A 17,130-nucleotide genomic window follows, 5' to 3' on the forward strand; every position below is an offset into this window, starting at 1 on the left:
ATCCATGCTCAACCTGTTCCATCCGCGCACGCTCCTGCTGCCGGCCATCGTGCTCCTGCTTGCCGCATGCGGCGGCGGCGAGCAGCCCAAGGATACGCTGCAAGCCCCCGGCACCGATAGCCTCTCGCAGAGCGAGCGCCAGAGCCGCACCAAGAAGATCTTCTACAGCATCCCCTCGCCCATGGAGACGGCCGCCCTGCTCAAGAAGGCCGGAGCCACCTACAACGGCAAGATCCTCAACGACGTGAAGAACGTGGACAAGTACACCGCGGCGAGCAAGCAGGCGCTCAACCTCGGCGTTTACGGCGCCGACCTCAGCTACGCCAGCGTGTTCAACCACACCCAGGAGAGCATCTTCTACACCAGCTGCGCGCGCCGCCTGGCCGACAAGCTCTCCGTGACCAGCGCCTTCAACGACAGCGTGATGGCCTTGATGGAGCAGCACCAGAACGACCGCGAGAAGCTGCTCGACATCATCAGCGAGACCTACTGGGACATGGACCGCTACCTCAAGGTGAACGACCGCGAGAACCTCAGCGCGCTCATGATCGCCGGCGGCTGGGTCGAAGGCCTGTACATCGCCACGCAAGTGGCCCAAGGCAATGCCAGCGCAGAGCTCAAGCAGCGCATCGCCGAGCAGAAGCTCTCGCTCAACGACCTCACCGCCCTGCTCGACACCTACGGTGAGGACGAGACGCTCGCAGGCGTTCGCAACGACCTGAAGGACCTGGCCGCGCTGTACGCCGATGTTCAGGCCGGCGGCGGCGGCGTGACCGCCACGCAAGAGAACGGGGTCACGGTGCTGGGTGCCGAAGGCGGAGCCGCCACGCTCTCCGACGCGCAGCTCAAGGCCATCACGGAGAAGGCCGTCGCCATCCGCAATTCATACATCAACTGAACGCCGCCATGCTCCGGATCACATTCGCTTCACTGCTGGCTGCGGGCCTGATGCTGGCGGGCACCACGGCGCAGGCCCAATGCAAATCGTTCGCGAAGAACAAGTGCGTGCCCGGCCTCGCGCCCTACAAATTCAACGAGACATTCAACGGCGCGCAGCTCAGTCCCGGCGATGAGGCCGAAGTGGCCCTCACTTTCTACAGCGGGCAGGAGTACCGCGTGATGGTGTGCGTGCATCAGATCCTGGGCGAAGTGAACTGGAAGCTGGTGGACCAGAACAACAAGATCGTATTCGAGAGCATGGCCGACGAGCCCAAGCCCTCCTTCGACTTCAAGGCCGCCAGCACCACCCAGATGCGCGTGGTGGTATGGGTGCCCGAGCGCAAGACCGAGATGACGCACCTCGGCTGCGTGGCCATCATGGTCGGCTTCAAGGAATGACTGGCGCATCCGCCGCCGCTGGCCCGTAAGCCAATGGCGCAGATGGAGAGCCCGGGCCGTAACCCGGGCTCTTCAGTTCCCTGCGATTCGCGCTCAGCTCACCAGCCCGGCCTTGATCGCCAGCCGCACCAGGCCCGCCACATGGTGCACGTCGAGCTTGCGCATGAGGTTGGTGCGGTGCGTATCGACCGTGCGCGGGCTGATGAAGAGCCGCTCGCCGATCTCCTTGTTGCCCAAGCCCTCGGCCAGCGCCGCGAGCACTTCCACCTCACGCTCGCTGAGGTCCTTGAGCAGCTCGTTGCCCTTCTTCGCATCAACGCCCTGTCGCAAGAATGCTTCCAAGACGCCGCTGCCGAAGTGCTTGCGACCGGCCATCGCCGCGCGCACGGCTAGGAGCACTTCTTCGCGCCCTGCGGTCTTCACCAGGTAACCATCGGCACCGAGCTCCATGGCGCGCTTCACCAGGGCCGGCTCATCGTGCATGGAGAGCACCACCACTTTCAGCGCAGGGTGCTTGGCCTTGGCCCGCTCGGCCAATTGGAAGCCATCCATTTCCGGCATGTCGAGGTCAGTGAGCAGCACATCGGCACCCAGGTGATCAAGCATGCCCAAGGCCTCGAGGCCCGAATGCGCGGCGCCCACGAATTCCACATCGGCGGCAGGTGCCAGGAGGTCGCGCAAGCCCTCCGTGATGATGCGGTGGTCGTCGCAGAGCAGGATGCGGGTCGCAGGGTTCGGTCGGGTCATCGGTGCATGCCGTTGGGAATGGGTACGCGCAAGGTGGCCACGGTCCCGGAGCCGGGCCGGGAGTCGATCTCAAGGGTGCCGCGCATCACGCGCGCGCGATCCCGGAGGCCTTGCAAGCCGATGCCTGTACCGCTGATCCGTTCATCGAATCCGGCACCGTCGTCCTCCACGATCAGGATGAGCCAGCCCTTGTTGCGCATCAGTTGCACGTTCACGAGCCGGGCCCTGGCGTGCTTCGCGGCATTGGCCACCAATTCCTGCGCGATGCGGTACACGCCGGTCTCGAGCTCGGGCGGCAATCGGCCCTCCAAGCCGAAGTGCTCATAGGCATGGCGCATGCCGGGCAGTTTCAGGGTCTTCTCCAGCATGTCGCCGATGGCGGGCGCCAGGCCCAGCTCGCCCAATGCGCGCGGCATCATGCGGTGGGCGATGCCGCGCACTTCATTGCCCGCATCGGCAGCGAGGACCTTGAGCTCATTCCAATCCGGCGCCGCGGACGATGCCGCCTCCATGCGCATGCGCAGGCCCGTGAGCAACTGCCCGACGCCATCGTGCAGCTCCGAGGCGATCCGCTTGCGCTCGGCATCGGTCGATTCCACCAGAGCTTTCAGCCCATGCTCGCGCTCGGCGATGATGGCCGCATCGCGCTCGGCCTTCAGGCGCGCACGCTGCCGTGATGCCACGAGCCACGCGACCAGCAGCACCAGCAGGGCGCTTCCGGCGGAGAGCGCGATGAGCAAGCGCTGCCGCACGATCCGATTCTCCTGCTCCAGCCCGCGCTGGCGCTCTTCAGCGAGCTCCTTCTCCGTGCGCTCGGTCTCATACCGCACTTGCATGTCCGTGAGCGCCGCCAATCGCTGCGTGCTGTACACGCTGTCGCGCAAGTCGGTGAGCTCCTTTTGCAGCGCCAATGCGCCGCGCAGGTCGCCGGTGCGCTCCAAGGCGGCGACCCAGCCCGCCAATGCCGACATGCGCTGGTCATCATAGCCCCCTGCGCGGCACAAGGCCACACTGCGCTCGAACAGGGGCAGCGCTTCCTTGGGCCTGCCCAGATCCACAAGCGCCTTGGCGACATTGAGCGCGTAGGTGGCCACGCCATTGAGGTCGCCCGATTCCTCTCCCAGTTCCAGCGCTCGGCGGTAGTAGGCCAAGCCGGCGTCATTGTCGCCGCGATGGCGGCTGACCTGTCCCAATTCGTTGTTGAGGTTGGCCATATCCATCTTCGAGCCCACCTTCTCATACAGGGCCATGGCCTCTTGCCCGGCAGCGAGCGCTTCATCGGGCCGGTTCATGTGCTGGAGAACCTGGCAGAGCTGGCCGATCGCGGCGGCCAAGGCGTAGTCACTGTTCTGCCCACGAAGGATGGCCACCGTTTCTCGCGTGATGCGCTCAGCCGCCGGGAGGTCCGACATCAGCTGGTACAGGTGCCCGATGTTGCCGCGCACCTGCGCCGATCGGAGCACATCGCCGAGCCTCTCATAGATGCGTGCCGCCGCATAGCTGTGCACCAGGGCGGAATCGAACTCCATGAGGTCCGTGTATGCCACCCCTACCTTGCTATGCGAAGCGGCCATGCCAACGGAGTCGTTGAGCGCGGTCCGGATGCGCAAGGCCTTCTTGTTCGATCCAACTGCCTCCCGGAGCCGGCCGAGCCGGTACTCCGTGATGGCCATGTCGTTCAGCGCCTGAGCGATCAGCGCGCTATCCTTCAGGCTTTCCGCCAACCGCAGTTCCTCCCTCCCATAGGCAAGCGCGCGCTGCGCATCCTGGAAACCCAGCTCCCATTGCACCTCGCCCAAGGTGCGGCATCGCTCTGCACCGTGTTGCTGAAGAAGCGCGCGCAGCAAGCTGTCGAGCACCGGGGTTTGCCCCGGCAGTGCCGCAGCTATCAGGAACGCGGCGAAGGCGAGCCACTTGCGCATGTTGGCAAAGCTGCGAGTTCCCGGAGGACCGTGCACTGCGGTGCTGCCCCGATGACGCTCAGTGGATCACCGCAGCGTGCCACGCCGATGACCTGGCTCACTGCACCGTCACCGACTGCGAGCGGAGCGATTGCTTCACGAAATAGATCCGCTTGCCACCGATCACCTCGTTCGCCGAATTGTAGGCCACCACTTGCGCCAGCGCCGATCCGGTGACCAGGCTGCTGAGCTCTGCTGCGCTGAAGGTGCATGCCGTGGCATTGCCCGCGAGCGTGCGCGCGACAGGCCCGATCACGAAGAGCACGGAATCGGCGCTGACCACGGCATCGACTGTAAGGGTATGTCCCGATGCGCGCACCACGGTGCTGCTGCTGGTTATCCCGCCGGTAGCCGGATAGGGGCCCATGATGGTGCGCGTGAAGGCGGAGAAACCGCTTCCGCCGCCGGCGACCCAGGTCACTTCATTCGACGCGGTGAGGTCGATCCCGGTTGGGCTGGTGGCTGGCGGGATATAGGCGTAGGCATTGCCGGCTTGCGGACCAAGGAGCTCGCCATTGCACGAAACGGCCCCCACGTTCACCATGTTGGCGAACTGATCATTGCTGAAGGCCCCAGCGGCCAGGCCCGCGATGATCTCCTGCGGGCCCAGCGGCGTGCTGATGGTGACGTAGGCCCGCGTTGCGGCCAGCACGCCATCGGCATCGGAGAAGGAAGGAGTGGTGCTCGCCGTGCTATTGCCGGACCCACCACCAGGAGTGTCCGTGGAGGAGCCGTTATCCTCCTTCTCGCAGGCGGAGAGCACGAGTACGGAAGCAAGGCCAGCAATCGCGATGGAACGGGCGCTCATGTTCGTTGGCGGTTTGTTCGACACGAAGTTGCGGCCGCAGGGCATTCGTCGGGGGCCCTTCGCGCCGAAGAATTCAACAGCGCGGACGCATGCGGCTCACAGCGGGATGTTCCCGTGCTTCTTCCGTGGCAGCTTATCCACCTTGTTGCGTAGCATGTCGAGCGCGGCCATCACCTTGATGCGCGTCTGCGACGGGCGGATCACCTCGTCAACATAGCCGCGCGCGGCGGCCTCGTACGGGTTGGCGAACTGTTCCCTGTACTCGGCCTCTTTCTCTTTCCACTTCGCACCCTTATCGGCGGCCTTGGCGATCTCGCCCTTGAAGATGATTTCGGCGGCGCCCTTGGCGCCCATCACGGCGATCTCCGCGCTGGGCCAAGCGAAGTTCATGTCGCAGCCGATATGCTTGCTGTTCATCACATCGTAAGCGCCGCCGTATGCCTTTCGCGTGATGATGGTGATGCGCGGCACCGTGGCCTCGCTGAAGGCGTAGAGCAGCTTGGCGCCGTGGTTGATGATGCCGCGCCACTCTTGGTCGGTGCCGGGCAGGAAGCCGGGCACATCCACGAAGGTGATGAGCGGGATGTTGAAGGCATCGCAGAAGCGCACGAAGCGCGCGGCCTTGGTGCTGGCATCGATGTCGAGCACCCCGGCGAGCACAGCGGGCTGGTTGGCTACGCAGCCCACCGTGCGGCCCGCCACGCGAGCGAAGCCGATCACCATGTTGCGGGCGTACTCCGCATGCACCTCCATGCTGCTATCCGGGTCAATCACCGCGTTCATCACCTGCCTGATGTCGTAGGGCTGGTTGGGGTTGTCAGGGATGACCGTATCGAGCTCGGGTCGCAGCTCATCGCTCGGCACGTAGGGCAGCGCAGGCGGCTCCTCCTCGCAATTGCTGGGGATGTAGCCCACCAGCTGGCGCAATTGCCAGATGGCCTCGATCTCATTGGGTGCGGTGAAGTGCGCCACGCCGCTCTTGGTGGCGTGGGTGCTGGCGCCGCCGAGGTCCTCGCTGCTCACCTCCTCATGCGTCACGGTTTTCACCACGTTGGGGCCGGTCACGAACATGTAGCTGGTGCCTTCGGCCATGAGCACGAAGTCCGTTAGCGCCGGCGAGTACACGGCACCGCCCGCGCATGGGCCGAGGATGGCGCTGATCTGCGGTACCACGCCGCTGGCCCGCACGTTCCGGAAGAAGATGTCAGCATAGCCGCCGAGCGAGACCACGCCTTCCTGGATGCGCGCGCCACCGCTATCGTTGAGGCCGATCACCGGCGCGCCATTCTGCATGGCCAGATCCATCACCCGGCAGATCTTCTGCGCATGGGCCTCGGCGAGCGATCCGCCCAGCACCGTGAAATCCTGCGAGAACACATACACCAGTCGGCCTCCCACGGTGCCATAGCCCGTGACCACGCCATCGCCGAGGAACTTCTGCTTGTCGAGCCCGAAGTTGCTGCTGCGGTGCGTGACCAGCTGGCCAAGCTCCTGGAAGCTGCCTTCGTCGAGCAGCAGTCCGATGCGCTCGCGCGCGGTGAGCTTGCCCTTCTTGTGCTGCGCTTCGATGCGATCCTTGCCGCCGCCTTCCAGGGCCTTCGCGGTGAGCTGGTCGAGTCGGTCGAACTGTTCCTTCATGGCTGGCATCGCCCTGTTCCGGGGCGGGGCGAATGTACCTGCCGCCGGCAGGCAGGCCGGACCCAGGCTGCCTGACATGGATTGGTCCAGCACGGCGCACAGCCCCGGCCCTTGCTACTTTGCCCGCATGAAGCTGCGCTTCGCCGACCTGCCGGTACGCACCAAGTTCATGGTGACCTTGGGCCTGCCCGTGCTGGGCATGGTGCTTCTGATCGGCAAGCAGATCGATGGCAGCCTCAAACGGCTTGACGTGATGGAGTACATCGACCAGCAGACACGGCTGATCGGGCTCTACGCGAATGTGGTGCACGAGCTCCAACGTGAACGGGCCATGGCCGTAGGATACCTGGCCGGCCTCGAAGTGCTGCCTCAGAAGCTCGACCTGCAGCAGGCGCGCACCGATGGGGCATTGGTCACACTGGAATTGCCCGGCAACCCGATCAGTGCTGCGATCCTGAGCAAGCGGCCCTTCGAGGGGCTCAACATCCTGAGGCAGCGTGTGCGCGAGCGGCGCATCGACCCCGGCAGCGTGAGCCGGGCCTATCGCGCCATGGACCAAGCGCTGCTCGATGAACTCGGCCGGTCCGGCAAGCTTCAGCTCGATCCAGGTACCAAGGACCGGCTGTACACCCACCTGCGGCTGCTCAGCGCCAAGGAGGCCTTGTGCGTGCTGCGCGACAAGCTCACCATCGGCTACGCTGCACGCCCCATCGAGTCCACGGACGTGGCGGAGCTCGCCGAGCAGGTCAGCGCCTACGAGACCAATATGCTGCTCTTCGAGCGCGATGCGCCAGCCGAGGTGCTCAAGGCCTACCAGGAGGAGTTCCAGGGCGAAGACGTCAACTTCATGCGGTCGTTGATCGGCACCGTGAAGCAGCGGCGGTCGCCCGACCTGGAGATCGCGCCGCGCGAATGGTGGGAGCTCTCGATCGCCGCCGTGGAGAAGCTGCGCGTGGTGGAGGCGCGCTCGTTGGCGCTCATCACTTCCAGCTCGTCTGCCAACAGCCGCGATGCCGAACTGCGGCTATTCACGGTGCTGGCCGCGCTCATCGCGGTGGTATCGGCGGTGTTCATCATGGGCTTCGTGATCACCCGCGGCGTGAGCCGCACCGTGGCCGAGGTGGGGCGCGCCGCGCGATCCATGGCCGTGGGCGATGTGAACGTGAAGGTGCGCGCCACCGGCAACGATGAGATCGGCCAGATGGCCGTGGCCTTCAACGGCATGGTGGATAACCAGCGCTCGCTGGCACGCAGCGCGGAGGCCATCGGCCGCGGCGATTACGATGTTCCCGTGAACGTGCGCGGCACGCAGGACCAGCTGGGGCTTGCCTTGGCTCGCATGAAGGAGAACTTGAAAGCCGCCCGCCTGCGCGATGATGAGCAGGCCCGTGCCCTGAAGGCCGAGAAGGACAAGCTCGAAGAGGCCAACCAGCGGATCAGCGTGCTCATCAAGGAGATGCACCACCGCGTGAAGAACAACCTGCAGGTGATCGCGAGCCTTCTTCGCCTTCAAGCGGCATCCTTCACTGACGAGCGGCTCCAAGCCGCTTTCGACCAGAGCCAGAGCCGCGTGACCAGCATGGCGCTCATCCATGAGAAGCTCTATAAAGGCGATGAGCTGGCCACGGTGGAGGTGGCCCTTTACATCGAGGAGCTCTTCGATGAGCTCGTGCGCGTGAATGATGTGCAGGAGCGGATCACGCGGAGCACCGATATCGACCCAGGCCTCACCCTCGGCCTCAGCACCATGGTGCCACTGGGCCTGCTGCTCAACGAGCTCATCACCAATTCGCTGAAGCATGCCTTCAGGGGCCGTGCTGAAGGCCGCGTCACCCTGGCGCTGCATCGCGTAGAGGATGCGCCGCCTTACGGAACCGCTTTCGACCTGCTCTACGCGGACGACGGCACGGGAATCCCGTTGGAGAAGCTGCAGTCCAGTGGCGACACGCTTGGGGCCACGCTCATCGAGGGCCTCGTGGAGCAGCTCAACGGCCACTTGACCGTCGAGGGCGGCAGCACCGGGACTCGGTACATGATTCGTTTCAAGGGACGATGATCATCCGCTGGATGCATCGGAAAGACAATATCCGGAAGTGCATCCGGAGTGACGCTCCGGACGTGTTGCGAATCAGCTATGGGCGAACTCAGCCCCTGCCTAATTCAATCAATCCGCCTCCAGTTCCGCCTCCACCTCTTCGGTGAGGTCCATGTTGTGATAGACGGCGTTCACGTCGTCGTCCTCATTGAGCATGTCAACGAGCTTGAGCACGGCGCGCGCCGTGGGGGCATCGGCGGGCGTGGTCACCAGCGGAAAGCGCTTCAGCTCGGCGCTCTTCGCCTCCACGCCCAGCGCTTCGAGCTTCTGCTGCATGGCGCCGAAGGAGGCGAAGGGCGCGTAGATGACGAACCCGTCCTCATCGCGCACCACATCATCGGCGCCCCCATCGATCACCTCCATCTCGAACTCATCGGCATCGCGGCCATTGAGCGCGGCGGTTTCGATCACGAATTCGGCCTTGCGCTCGAAGATGTGCGCGAGCGAACCGCTGTTGCCCAGGTTGGCGCCGCACTTGCTGAAGTAGCTGCGCACATTGGCCACGGTCCGCGTGGTGTTGTTCGTGGCGGCCTCCACGAACACAGCCACGCCGCCCGAAGCGTATCCTTCATAGGTCACTTCCGCGAAATCGGCCTCCTCGCCGCCGGCCGCTTTCTTGATCGCTCGGTCGATGTTGTCCTTGGGCATGTTCATGCCCCTCGCGTTCTGGATGGCGACCTTGAGGCGGCTGTTCGCTTCGGGATTCGGCCCACCGGCCTTTACCGCCATGGCAATCTCCTTACCGATGCGCGTGAAGAGCTTGCTGAGCTTGGCATTGCGCGCGAAGATCTTGTGCTTGCGTTTCTCGAATATGCGTCCCATGAGGCGTGGCCGTTTGCGGAGCGCGAATGTAGAACCGGTCCCAAGAATCCCCCTTCGGGGCCCCCGGGGCGGGGGGGGGCGCCCCCGCGCGCGCGCCCCCCCCCGGCCGGCCCCGCCCGGCCCGGGGCCCCCCCCCGGGGGGGGCCGGGCCCGCGCCGCCCCGGGCGGCGGGAGCCCCCGCCCGCCCCCCGCAAGGAACGCTGGGAATGGTTGGCCGGGTGGGCCGCGAGCTGTGCCCTCTACGAAGAGGGCTGGCTCACGGCCCCGGGCCCAACCCCTCGTAGCGCCTGCGCGCTAGTTGAACCCGACCAATTGCAAGCCCACCGCCCAGGGGGTGAGCTCCGGCCCCTTGCCTTCCCGGAATAGCGGGGTGAGCGACCGTTCCGCGAATAGCGTGAACTTGCCGAAGCCGATGCGAGCAGCCGCTGCCAATCGGTAGGGCAGCAAGTTGAAGTCGCCCTTGTCGCGGTCAAGCACGGTCTTGCCCTCCACCTGGTAGCGCTGCTTGTACATGGTATCGAAGTACCAGCTGCCCACCACGCCGACCGCCAGATTGACGTTGTTCCGGCGCGAGTAACGGTAGCGCTTCGCCAGGGCGCCGGTGGTGTCGGCACGGGCGGCTTCGAGGTCGGCGGCGCTGGGCATGGGCGCGCGCCTGGTGTTGAACTCGAGCATCAGCGGCATGCGGAAGCCCATCATGCGCAGCTTGTTCTTATCGATATCAGGGCTTTCAACCGGCACGCCGATGATGCTGTCGCCTTGCTGGCTGAGGAGCACGTTCTCCTTCAGGCGGTAATTCACGAATTCCCAGCCCAAGCCGGTGAGCAGGCCCACGTGGTGCGTGCCGAACTCGATCTTCTGCTCCATGATGTTGATGCTCAGGAACCGCGAGCGGCCGTGGTCGATCTGCATGAACCCGGCGCTGGCATCGAGGTCTGCATCGCCATCGGCACCTGTGAGGAAATTCACGCCGGCATCGACCCCGGCCCAATTGGTGAACTGGTTGCGGCGCTCGCGGCGCTTGTCGCGAAGCACTTCGTTGAGGCTGTCCTGCTTGCTCACCCAAGGTTTGGGCTCGGTCTTCACCGTGATCCGCTTGTACTTGGTGTCGATGGTGAAGCCGCCCTTGGTGACCACGGTGTCGCCTTCGGTCATTTTCACGGTGAGGCCTTCATCGCTCTGTAGGCGCAACTCCAACGCCTGCATGCGGTCCGGGGAGACGGCGGTATCGTTCTGCGCATTGGCGATGGGGGACAACAGCAGGATGGAGGAGGTCAGGAGCGCGGTCTTCATGGGTTCGTCTTCTTGGTCGTAGGACGACTTCATGCCGGTGGAGTTACAACGCGATGCAAATGCGAACGGCCCCGCTCCCGCGAGGCCGTTACGCTCCAAGCTGCCGCTGCCTATCAGCCTTGGCGCTCGGGATGGAAGTCGATGACCATGTGCGTGGTTCTCCAGATGCCCTCGGGGTTGCTGCCGATGTCGATGCGCGCCAGCTTGCGCAGCACGTAGGCCCGAAGGCGCTCGTTGGAGCTGTTGCAGGTGAGCACTTGCACCTTGCCTTCCGCGTCGATGTTGAAGCTTACGAAGACCTTGCCCGTCATATCCCCCTGTTCCAGCCAGGGATAGCTCATGTGGCGGTTCAGGGCCCGGTCGAGGGCGCGCTCGAGCACGGTGGCGGTGGCGGTGGCCGGCGCATTACCAGGGATCGGCTCGGCGGCACGGGCGTATCCCAAGGTGAGGACGGAGGCGAAGACGAGCAGGAATCGAGCGATGCGGGTTCTCATGGCAGTGGTGGTGTTGCGTTGATTGCGCATAGGACGGGGCCACGGCCGGCCTCGTTACAGAAATACGGTGGCTGGATGATGAGTGGTGCTTCCGTGAGGATGGGCGGTGCGCTCCGTGCTCAGCGGCGCGCGCTCAGCGCCATGTGGCGTCCCAGGCGCAGGTCGAAGCCACGACTGCGGCCCCGACCATCACGCTTCACCACGAAGCCTGCGCGATCACCGGCCACGGCGCGCAACGCGCGATCGGCTGCGGCTTCGGCATCCGTGGCGTCCAAGGGCCGGGTGGGCTCGGCTTCCAGGGCCAGCAGGCGTTCCCGTACGGCACCGGTGAGCGCTTGCCCCATCGTGGGGACGGCACCATCGATGGGGCGCTGCCCAACCGCATCGGCCTGCGCGAGCACAGCCGGCTCTTCGGTTCGCGGATTCGGCTCCGGCGCAGGCGCATCTTCATCCGGCACCTGCGCCATCGGTGCATCTTCTGGCTCCGGTGCTGGTGGCAGCGGCTCCGCGGGTTCAGGGATCAGGGGCGATTCGATGACCTGTCGCTCCTGTGGTTGGTGATGCACAGGTGCACTCGATTCAATGGGTTCCACGATTGAATCAGAGACCGGAACATCATCGCGCTCATCATGTTGTCCGCTTTCGGGATGCGGTTGCTGAGCCGCTTTCGGAATGGTTGTTCCGCGATGAGCGAAGCCGGGATCCGCATTGCCTTCGCTGCGTAGCCGCCACCAGCCAAGTCCCAGCAGCAACGCGATGGAGGCGGCCGCAGCCAATCGCCACGCCTTTCCCCAGGCGCCAATGGCAATCACCTTCGCCGAGCGCTTGAGTCCGGGCTTCCCGCTGAACACGATGGTCTCAGGAGCAATGCGGGTCGCTTTCACTAGGGCCCACTCCTTCCGAGCCTGCTCGTGTTCCGCGAATAGCTCGTCGAGGGCGCGTTCTTGTTCTGTGCTCAGGTCGCCTTCGAGCCGGGCCACGAGGAAATCGTCCAGATCGCCCAAGGTGGGCCGGCCTGCAGGCGGCAAAGCGCGATGGAGCGATCCACGGTTATTGAAGGCAATTGGCTCCGGGGTGATTCGGGCGTGCGCGTATTGGCGGTCCGTGCGCTGTGCCGTGGGACGGGATCTCAGGAACTCCGTCAGGGCCTGCTCCTGTTCCGGGTTCAAATCCCCTTCATGCCGGGCGATGAGGTGATCGTGCAGCGTCAGCGCGTTGACGGAGCCCGTTGGGGGCAACGTGCGTTTGAGGGCATCGCGATCCCTGTCGGGGAACCGAGCGGAATCGGCATCGACCTTGGGCAATGCCTCATCCGAGGGCCTGAACTGCGGGTGGGCGATCAGGAAGGCTTCGAGCTCGCGCTCCTGTTCGGCCGTCAATTGCCCGTCCAGCTGATCGAGCAGCCAGGCCTCGTAGTTGTGGGGGCCGAGGCGTTCACTCATAGCACCAAGTCGAGTTGGCCGATGTGGTCCTTGAGTGCTGTACGGCCGCGGTAGATGTACACTTTCACCTGCGGCAGATTCAACCCGGTGAGCTCCGCGATCTCCTCGTAGGTGTAGCCCTCGAGGTCGCGAAGCAGCACCACGCTGCGCTGGATCGGCGGAAGCGCTGCCAGCGCGGCATCGAGCACGGCCTTCAGGTCTGGCTGGGCCATGCTCGTGTGCTGAAGGTCCGCATGGTGCTCTTCCATCCTTCGCACGCGACCACCCTTGCGGGTCTCATCGACGATGGCGTGGTGCGCGGTCGTGAACAGATAACTCTTCGCCTTGGCCCCGTCCACCTGATCCACCCTGGCCCAGAGCCGGGCGAAGCTCTCCTGCACCACATCCTTCGCGTGGTCAGTATCGCGCAGGTGCTTCAAAGCGAAGCGGTACAGGCCATCAGCATGCGCGTCCACGGCGGCGTTGAATTCAGCGATGGTCATCGGGGAGGGAGCCGGTGCCTGTAGGTGAGACGCGCGAAGGCGGATGAAGTTACAGGTGGGCCTGCGGCATCACCGCCGACCTGTTGAAAGCCCTATGCGCCCCTGGAGCAGGCAACGCAATGCACGGTTGACCTTTGCCGCAATGGACGCCTCACTGCACGGAGGGCAGCGCACGCGCGGGATCGCTCCCGAACAGCGCGATGATGCGCCCCTGGTGAGCATCGTGACAGTCGTATTCAACGGAGCGGCCACGCTGGAGCGCACCATCCAGAGCGTGTTGGCGCAATCGTACCCGAACATCGAGTACATCATCGTCGATGGCGGGAGCACCGATGGCACGCTGGAGATCATTCGCCGCTATGAGGACCGGCTTTCCTATTGGGAGAGCGCGCGTGACAAGGGCATCTACGACGGCATGAACAAGGGTGTGGCGCTCTGCACCGGCGAATGGGTGGGGCTGATCAATGCGGATGACTGGTACGCGCCGCATAGCGTGGAGCGCGCCATGGGCGCGGTGCGCGGCAAGAGCGGCATCAACATCGTGCATGGCGACATCTGGCTCGAGTACCCTAATGGGCACAGCAAGGTGAAGCGGGCACGCCTGAACGGATTCCTGCTGAAGTATTGGGAGATGGTGCTCAATCATCCTTCGTTCTTCGTTCGGCGCAGCTACTATGCCACGCATCCGTTCGACATCTCCATCAAGGTGAGCGGCGACCACAAGTGGACGGTTGACGCGTGGATGGAAACGCCGCGGCAGTTCCTCTACCTCGCCGAGCCGCTGGCGCATTTCACGGCGGGCGGCGCCAGCATGCGCGTGCCCTTGGGCAGGATGCTGCGCGAAGGACGCTTGGTGAGCCGCGCCATTGGCCATGGGCCCTTCGGCGTGGCGCTGAGCCAGCTGGTGAGGCTCGCGCTCTATGTGCCTCAAGGGCTCAAGCTGCTCTTCAACCAGCACGTCTCACCTTTGGCGGGCAAGCAGCAGTGATGGCCAGCGCGTGGAACATCTTCCAGGACTGGGCGGCCGGCAAGGGCAACCCCAAGAGCCGGCTGGTGATGCTGCTGTTCCGCATCGCGCACCTGCTGCGCCAGAGCCCCTTCACGTTCATCCTCTTCCTGCCCTACTTCATATCGTACCGCATCGGCGTGGAGTGGTTCCTGTGCATCGAGCTGCCTTGGAAGACGCGCATCGGACCGGGCTTCCGCATAGAGCATGGCCAAGCGCTGGTGGTGAACGACGGCACCGTATTCGGCGCGAATTGCATCGTGCGCAACAGCTGCACCATCGGCAACAAGCAACTGAAGGACGGCAGCTACAGCCGTGCGCCCCGCTTCGGCGACCGTGTGGACATCGGTGCCAATGCCGTGATCATCGGGCCCATCACCATCGGCGATGATGTGGCCATCGGAGCGGGCGCGGTGGTGGTGAAGGACGTGCCCGCAAAATGCGCTTCAATCGGGAACCCAGCGCGCAATGTGCCGCGGGGCTGATTCAATCCAGCTTCAGCACCGCGAGGAAGGCCTGCTGCGGCACTTCCACCGTGCCGATCTGCTTCATCTTCTTCTTGCCTTCCTTCTGTTTCTCAAGGAGCTTCCTCTTCCTTGAAATGTCTCCGCCGTAGCATTTCGCCGTAACATCCTTGCGCAGCGCCTTCACGGTTTCCCGCGCCACGATCTTGGCGCCGATGGCGGCTTGGATCGGGATGTCGAACTGCTGGCGGGGCAGGAGCTCCTTCAGCTTGCTGCACATCTTCTTGCCCAGCTCATGCGCATGGTCGCGGTGGATGAGCGCGCTCAGGGCGTCCACGCGTTCGCTGTTGAGGAGGATGTCGAGCTTGATCAGGTCGCTCTCCTTCAGGCCCACCGGGTGGTAATCGAAGCTGGCGTAGCCGCGCGAGATGCTCTTGAGCTTGTCGTAGAAATCGAAGACCACTTCGCCGAGCGGCAGCTCGAAGCTCAGTTCAACCCGGTCGGTGGTGAGGTAATTCTGGCCGGTGAGGATGCCCCGCTTCTCGATGCAGAGCGTCATGATCGCGCCGGTGTACTCGGCCTTGGTGATCACCTGAGCCTTGATGTAAGGCTCCTCGATGCGCTCGATGTGCATCACATCGGGCAGGTCGGCGGGGTTGTGCACCTCAATCACCTCGCCATTGGTCTTGGTGACCACGTAGCCCACGTTGGGCACGGTGGTGATCACGCTCATGTTGAACTCGCGCTGCAGCCGCTCCTGGATGATCTCCATGTGCAGCAGGCCGAGGAAGCCGCAGCGGAAGCCGAAGCCTAGCGCGGCGCTGCTCTCCGGCGTCCACGTGAGGCTGGCGTCGTTGAGCTTCAGCTTTTCCATGGCGTCGCGCATCTCCTCGTAGTCATCGGTATCCACGGGGAAGATGCCGGCCCAGACCATTGGCTTCACATCCTCGAAGCCATGGATGGCCTCGGCGCATGGGCGGTCGCGGTGCGTGATGGTGTCGCCCACCTTTACCTCGCTGGCGGTCTTGATGCCGCTGATGATGTAGCCCACATCGCCAGCCTTCACTTCGGGCCTTGGGCTGATGTCCATCTTGAGGATGCCGACTTCATCCGCCGCGTACTCCACGCCGGTGTTGAAGAACTTCACCTGATCGCCCTTGCGGATGGTGCCGTTCTTCACCCGGAAGTAGGCGATGATGCCCCGGAACGGGTTGAAGACGCTATCGAATATGAGCGCCTGCAGGGGCGCATTCGGATCGCCCTTTGGTGGCGGGATGCGATGCACGATCTCCTCGAGCACCTTATCCACCCCGAAGCCGGTCTTGCCGCTGGCCGCCATGATCTCCTCGCGCCTGCAACCCAACAGGTCCACGATCTGGTCCTTCACCTCTTCGGGGTTCGCGCTGGCCAGATCCATCTTGTTGAGGATGGGGATGATCTCCAGGTCGTGCTCTAAGGCGAGGTAGAGATTGCTGATGGTCTGCGCTTGGATGCCCTGCGTAGCGTCCACGATGAGCAACGCGCCTTCGCAAGCGGCGATGCTGCGGCTCACCTCGTAGCTGAAATCCACATGGCCCGGGGTATCGATGAGGTTCAGGATGTACCTCTGCCCATTGAGGGTGTAGTCCATCTGAATCGCCTTGCTCTTGATGGTGATGCCGCGCTCACGTTCCAGATCCATATCGTCCAGGGCCTGGGCCTGCATGTCGCGGTCGGCAATGGTGCCGGTCATCTGCAGAAGGCGATCGGCCAGGGTGCTCTTGCCGTGGTCGATATGTGCGATGATGCAGAAGTTGCGGATGTGATCCATGATTCGGGCGCGACGGGTCGTTCTTCGGCGCGCGAATGTATCCCAAGGCCTTGCGCGATGAGGGCAAGGCGTTACCTTGGTAGGCTCCAATCCGAAGACAGGCAACCATTGCGTGGTTCGGCCATCCTCAATCAGCAACCCCTTACCTCCGCTCCGCATGGCATACGGCAACCCCATTCGACCCCTTACCCTCTTGGCGCTGGCGCTCGGCTGCAGTGCCATGGCCCAGAATGGCAATGAAGACCACCCGGGCCTGATCCAGGTTGAGGCCGATCGGCCCGGTCTGGGATCCGCGCCATCCAATGGCATGTCCGGTGACGCCCAGTTAAGCGGCCTCGACACACCCTCTGACCTGGCCATGAAACCCCTCGGCTTAATGGCTGCCACAGCATTCACGCCCGATGGCGACGGGCTGAATGACAAGTTCTTCCCCTTCTTTATGGGCATGAACCTGAGCCTCAGCCGTTTTCAGGTCTTCGACCGATGGGGGCGCAGCCTGTTCATGAGCACTTCTGGCGAAGGTTGGGATGGGGCCTTCGGCGTTGGGGGGGCCGCCATGCCGATGGGGGTATATGTCTGGCGCCTTGAGGCTTGGCCGAACGGCTCACAGGACAAATTGGACCTTTCCGGCTCGGTGACCCTGATCCGTTAGGGCCGCATCTCCGCTGTGGGGAGTAGTTTAGAGGGCCGGGCGAGGCAACCAAAAGAGCCACGGCCGCATCATCTAGCA

16 protein-coding genes are annotated in these 17,130 nt (G+C 64.1%); 6 read left to right on the plus strand and 10 right to left on the minus strand.

What is annotated here, in order from left to right:
- Window positions 1–4 precede the first annotated feature (4 nt).
- Together IPM12_03460 and IPM12_03465 are read left to right on the plus strand one after the other, a co-directional pair.
- Window positions 5–898 carry a hypothetical protein gene (locus IPM12_03460; protein ID MBK9146862.1) on the plus strand — a complete coding sequence of 298 codons (894 nt, stop codon included), beginning with the start codon at window positions 5–7 and terminating at the stop codon, window positions 896–898.
- Between the two features lie 8 nt (window positions 899–906).
- A complete protein-coding gene (locus IPM12_03465; GenBank protein MBK9146863.1) occupies window positions 907–1,338 on the plus strand; it encodes a hypothetical protein in 432 nt (143 codons plus the stop codon).
- A 93-nt stretch (window positions 1,339–1,431) separates the two neighbouring features.
- Here the strand turns inward: IPM12_03465 and IPM12_03470 are convergent, their stop codons facing one another.
- The 4 genes from IPM12_03470 to IPM12_03485 all read right to left on the minus strand — a co-directional run bounded on the left by IPM12_03470 (window position 1,432) and on the right by IPM12_03485 (window position 6,501).
- Complete coding sequence (locus IPM12_03470; GenBank protein MBK9146864.1) at window positions 1,432–2,085, minus strand: response regulator transcription factor; 654 nt, start codon at window positions 2,083–2,085, stop codon at window positions 1,432–1,434.
- On the minus strand, window positions 2,082–4,007 hold the full coding sequence (locus IPM12_03475) for a sensor histidine kinase (GenBank protein MBK9146865.1): 1,926 nt from the start codon (window positions 4,005–4,007) through the stop codon (window positions 2,082–2,084). Before IPM12_03475 ends, IPM12_03470 begins: the two co-directional genes overlap by 4 nt.
- Window positions 4,008–4,104: 97 nt before the next feature.
- A complete protein-coding gene (locus IPM12_03480; GenBank protein ID MBK9146866.1) occupies window positions 4,105–4,854 on the minus strand; it encodes a hypothetical protein in 750 nt (249 codons plus the stop codon).
- 96 nt (window positions 4,855–4,950) lie between these two features.
- Entirely contained in the window at window positions 4,951–6,501 is a 1,551-nt protein-coding gene (locus IPM12_03485; GenBank protein ID MBK9146867.1) for an acyl-CoA carboxylase subunit beta, read from the minus strand.
- A gap of 118 nt (window positions 6,502–6,619) precedes the next feature.
- Here IPM12_03485 and IPM12_03490 point away from each other — a divergent pair, with 118 nt between their 5' ends.
- Window positions 6,620–8,548, plus strand: coding sequence for a nitrate- and nitrite sensing domain-containing protein (locus IPM12_03490; GenBank protein ID MBK9146868.1), 1,929 nt, complete (start codon window positions 6,620–6,622; stop codon window positions 8,546–8,548).
- 108 nt (window positions 8,549–8,656) lie between these two features.
- On the opposite strand, the gene IPM12_03495 is transcribed toward IPM12_03490, so the two are convergent.
- The 5 genes from IPM12_03495 to IPM12_03515 form a co-directional block, all read right to left on the minus strand.
- Window positions 8,657–9,409 (minus strand): YebC/PmpR family DNA-binding transcriptional regulator, encoded by a 753-nt coding sequence (locus IPM12_03495; protein MBK9146869.1) that lies wholly within the window; start codon window positions 9,407–9,409, stop codon window positions 8,657–8,659.
- A 294-nt stretch (window positions 9,410–9,703) separates the two neighbouring features.
- On the minus strand, window positions 9,704–10,702 hold the full coding sequence (locus IPM12_03500; GenBank protein MBK9146870.1) for a hypothetical protein: 999 nt from the start codon (window positions 10,700–10,702) through the stop codon (window positions 9,704–9,706).
- A 113-nt stretch (window positions 10,703–10,815) separates the two neighbouring features.
- Window positions 10,816–11,196: a hypothetical protein gene (locus IPM12_03505; GenBank protein MBK9146871.1), complete on the minus strand. Its 381-nt coding sequence runs from the start codon at window positions 11,194–11,196 to the stop codon at window positions 10,816–10,818.
- 119 nt (window positions 11,197–11,315) lie between these two features.
- Window positions 11,316–12,638: a hypothetical protein gene (locus tag IPM12_03510; protein ID MBK9146872.1), complete on the minus strand. Its 1,323-nt coding sequence runs from the start codon at window positions 12,636–12,638 to the stop codon at window positions 11,316–11,318.
- Complete coding sequence (locus tag IPM12_03515) at window positions 12,635–13,120, minus strand: RNA polymerase sigma factor (protein ID MBK9146873.1); 486 nt, start codon at window positions 13,118–13,120, stop codon at window positions 12,635–12,637. Before IPM12_03515 ends, IPM12_03510 begins: the two co-directional genes overlap by 4 nt.
- A 43-nt stretch (window positions 13,121–13,163) precedes the next feature.
- Between IPM12_03515 and IPM12_03520 the strand changes: the two genes are divergently transcribed.
- Together IPM12_03520 and IPM12_03525 are read left to right on the plus strand one after the other, a co-directional pair.
- Entirely contained in the window at window positions 13,164–14,108 is a 945-nt protein-coding gene (locus tag IPM12_03520; protein MBK9146874.1) for a glycosyltransferase, read from the plus strand.
- The gene (locus tag IPM12_03525) at window positions 14,108–14,611 is read left to right on the plus strand and encodes a serine acetyltransferase (protein ID MBK9146875.1); all 504 of its coding nucleotides are present in this window, start codon (window positions 14,108–14,110) and stop codon (window positions 14,609–14,611) included. The genes IPM12_03520 and IPM12_03525 overlap by 1 nt, the downstream gene beginning before the upstream one ends.
- Window position 14,612: 1 nt before the next feature.
- On the opposite strand, the gene lepA is transcribed toward IPM12_03525, so the two are convergent.
- On the minus strand, window positions 14,613–16,400 hold the full coding sequence (gene lepA / locus IPM12_03530; GenBank protein ID MBK9146876.1) for an elongation factor 4: 1,788 nt from the start codon (window positions 16,398–16,400) through the stop codon (window positions 14,613–14,615).
- A gap of 193 nt (window positions 16,401–16,593) precedes the next feature.
- Here lepA and IPM12_03535 point away from each other — a divergent pair, with 193 nt between their 5' ends.
- Entirely contained in the window at window positions 16,594–17,052 is a 459-nt protein-coding gene (locus tag IPM12_03535) for a gliding motility-associated C-terminal domain-containing protein (protein ID MBK9146877.1), read from the plus strand.
- The last annotated feature ends 78 nt before the right edge of the window (window positions 17,053–17,130 follow it).

It is taken from the genome of Flavobacteriales bacterium (genome assembly GCA_016716605.1).
In the GTDB taxonomy this organism is placed as follows: domain Bacteria; phylum Bacteroidota; class Bacteroidia; order Flavobacteriales_F; family PHOS-HE28; genus PHOS-HE28.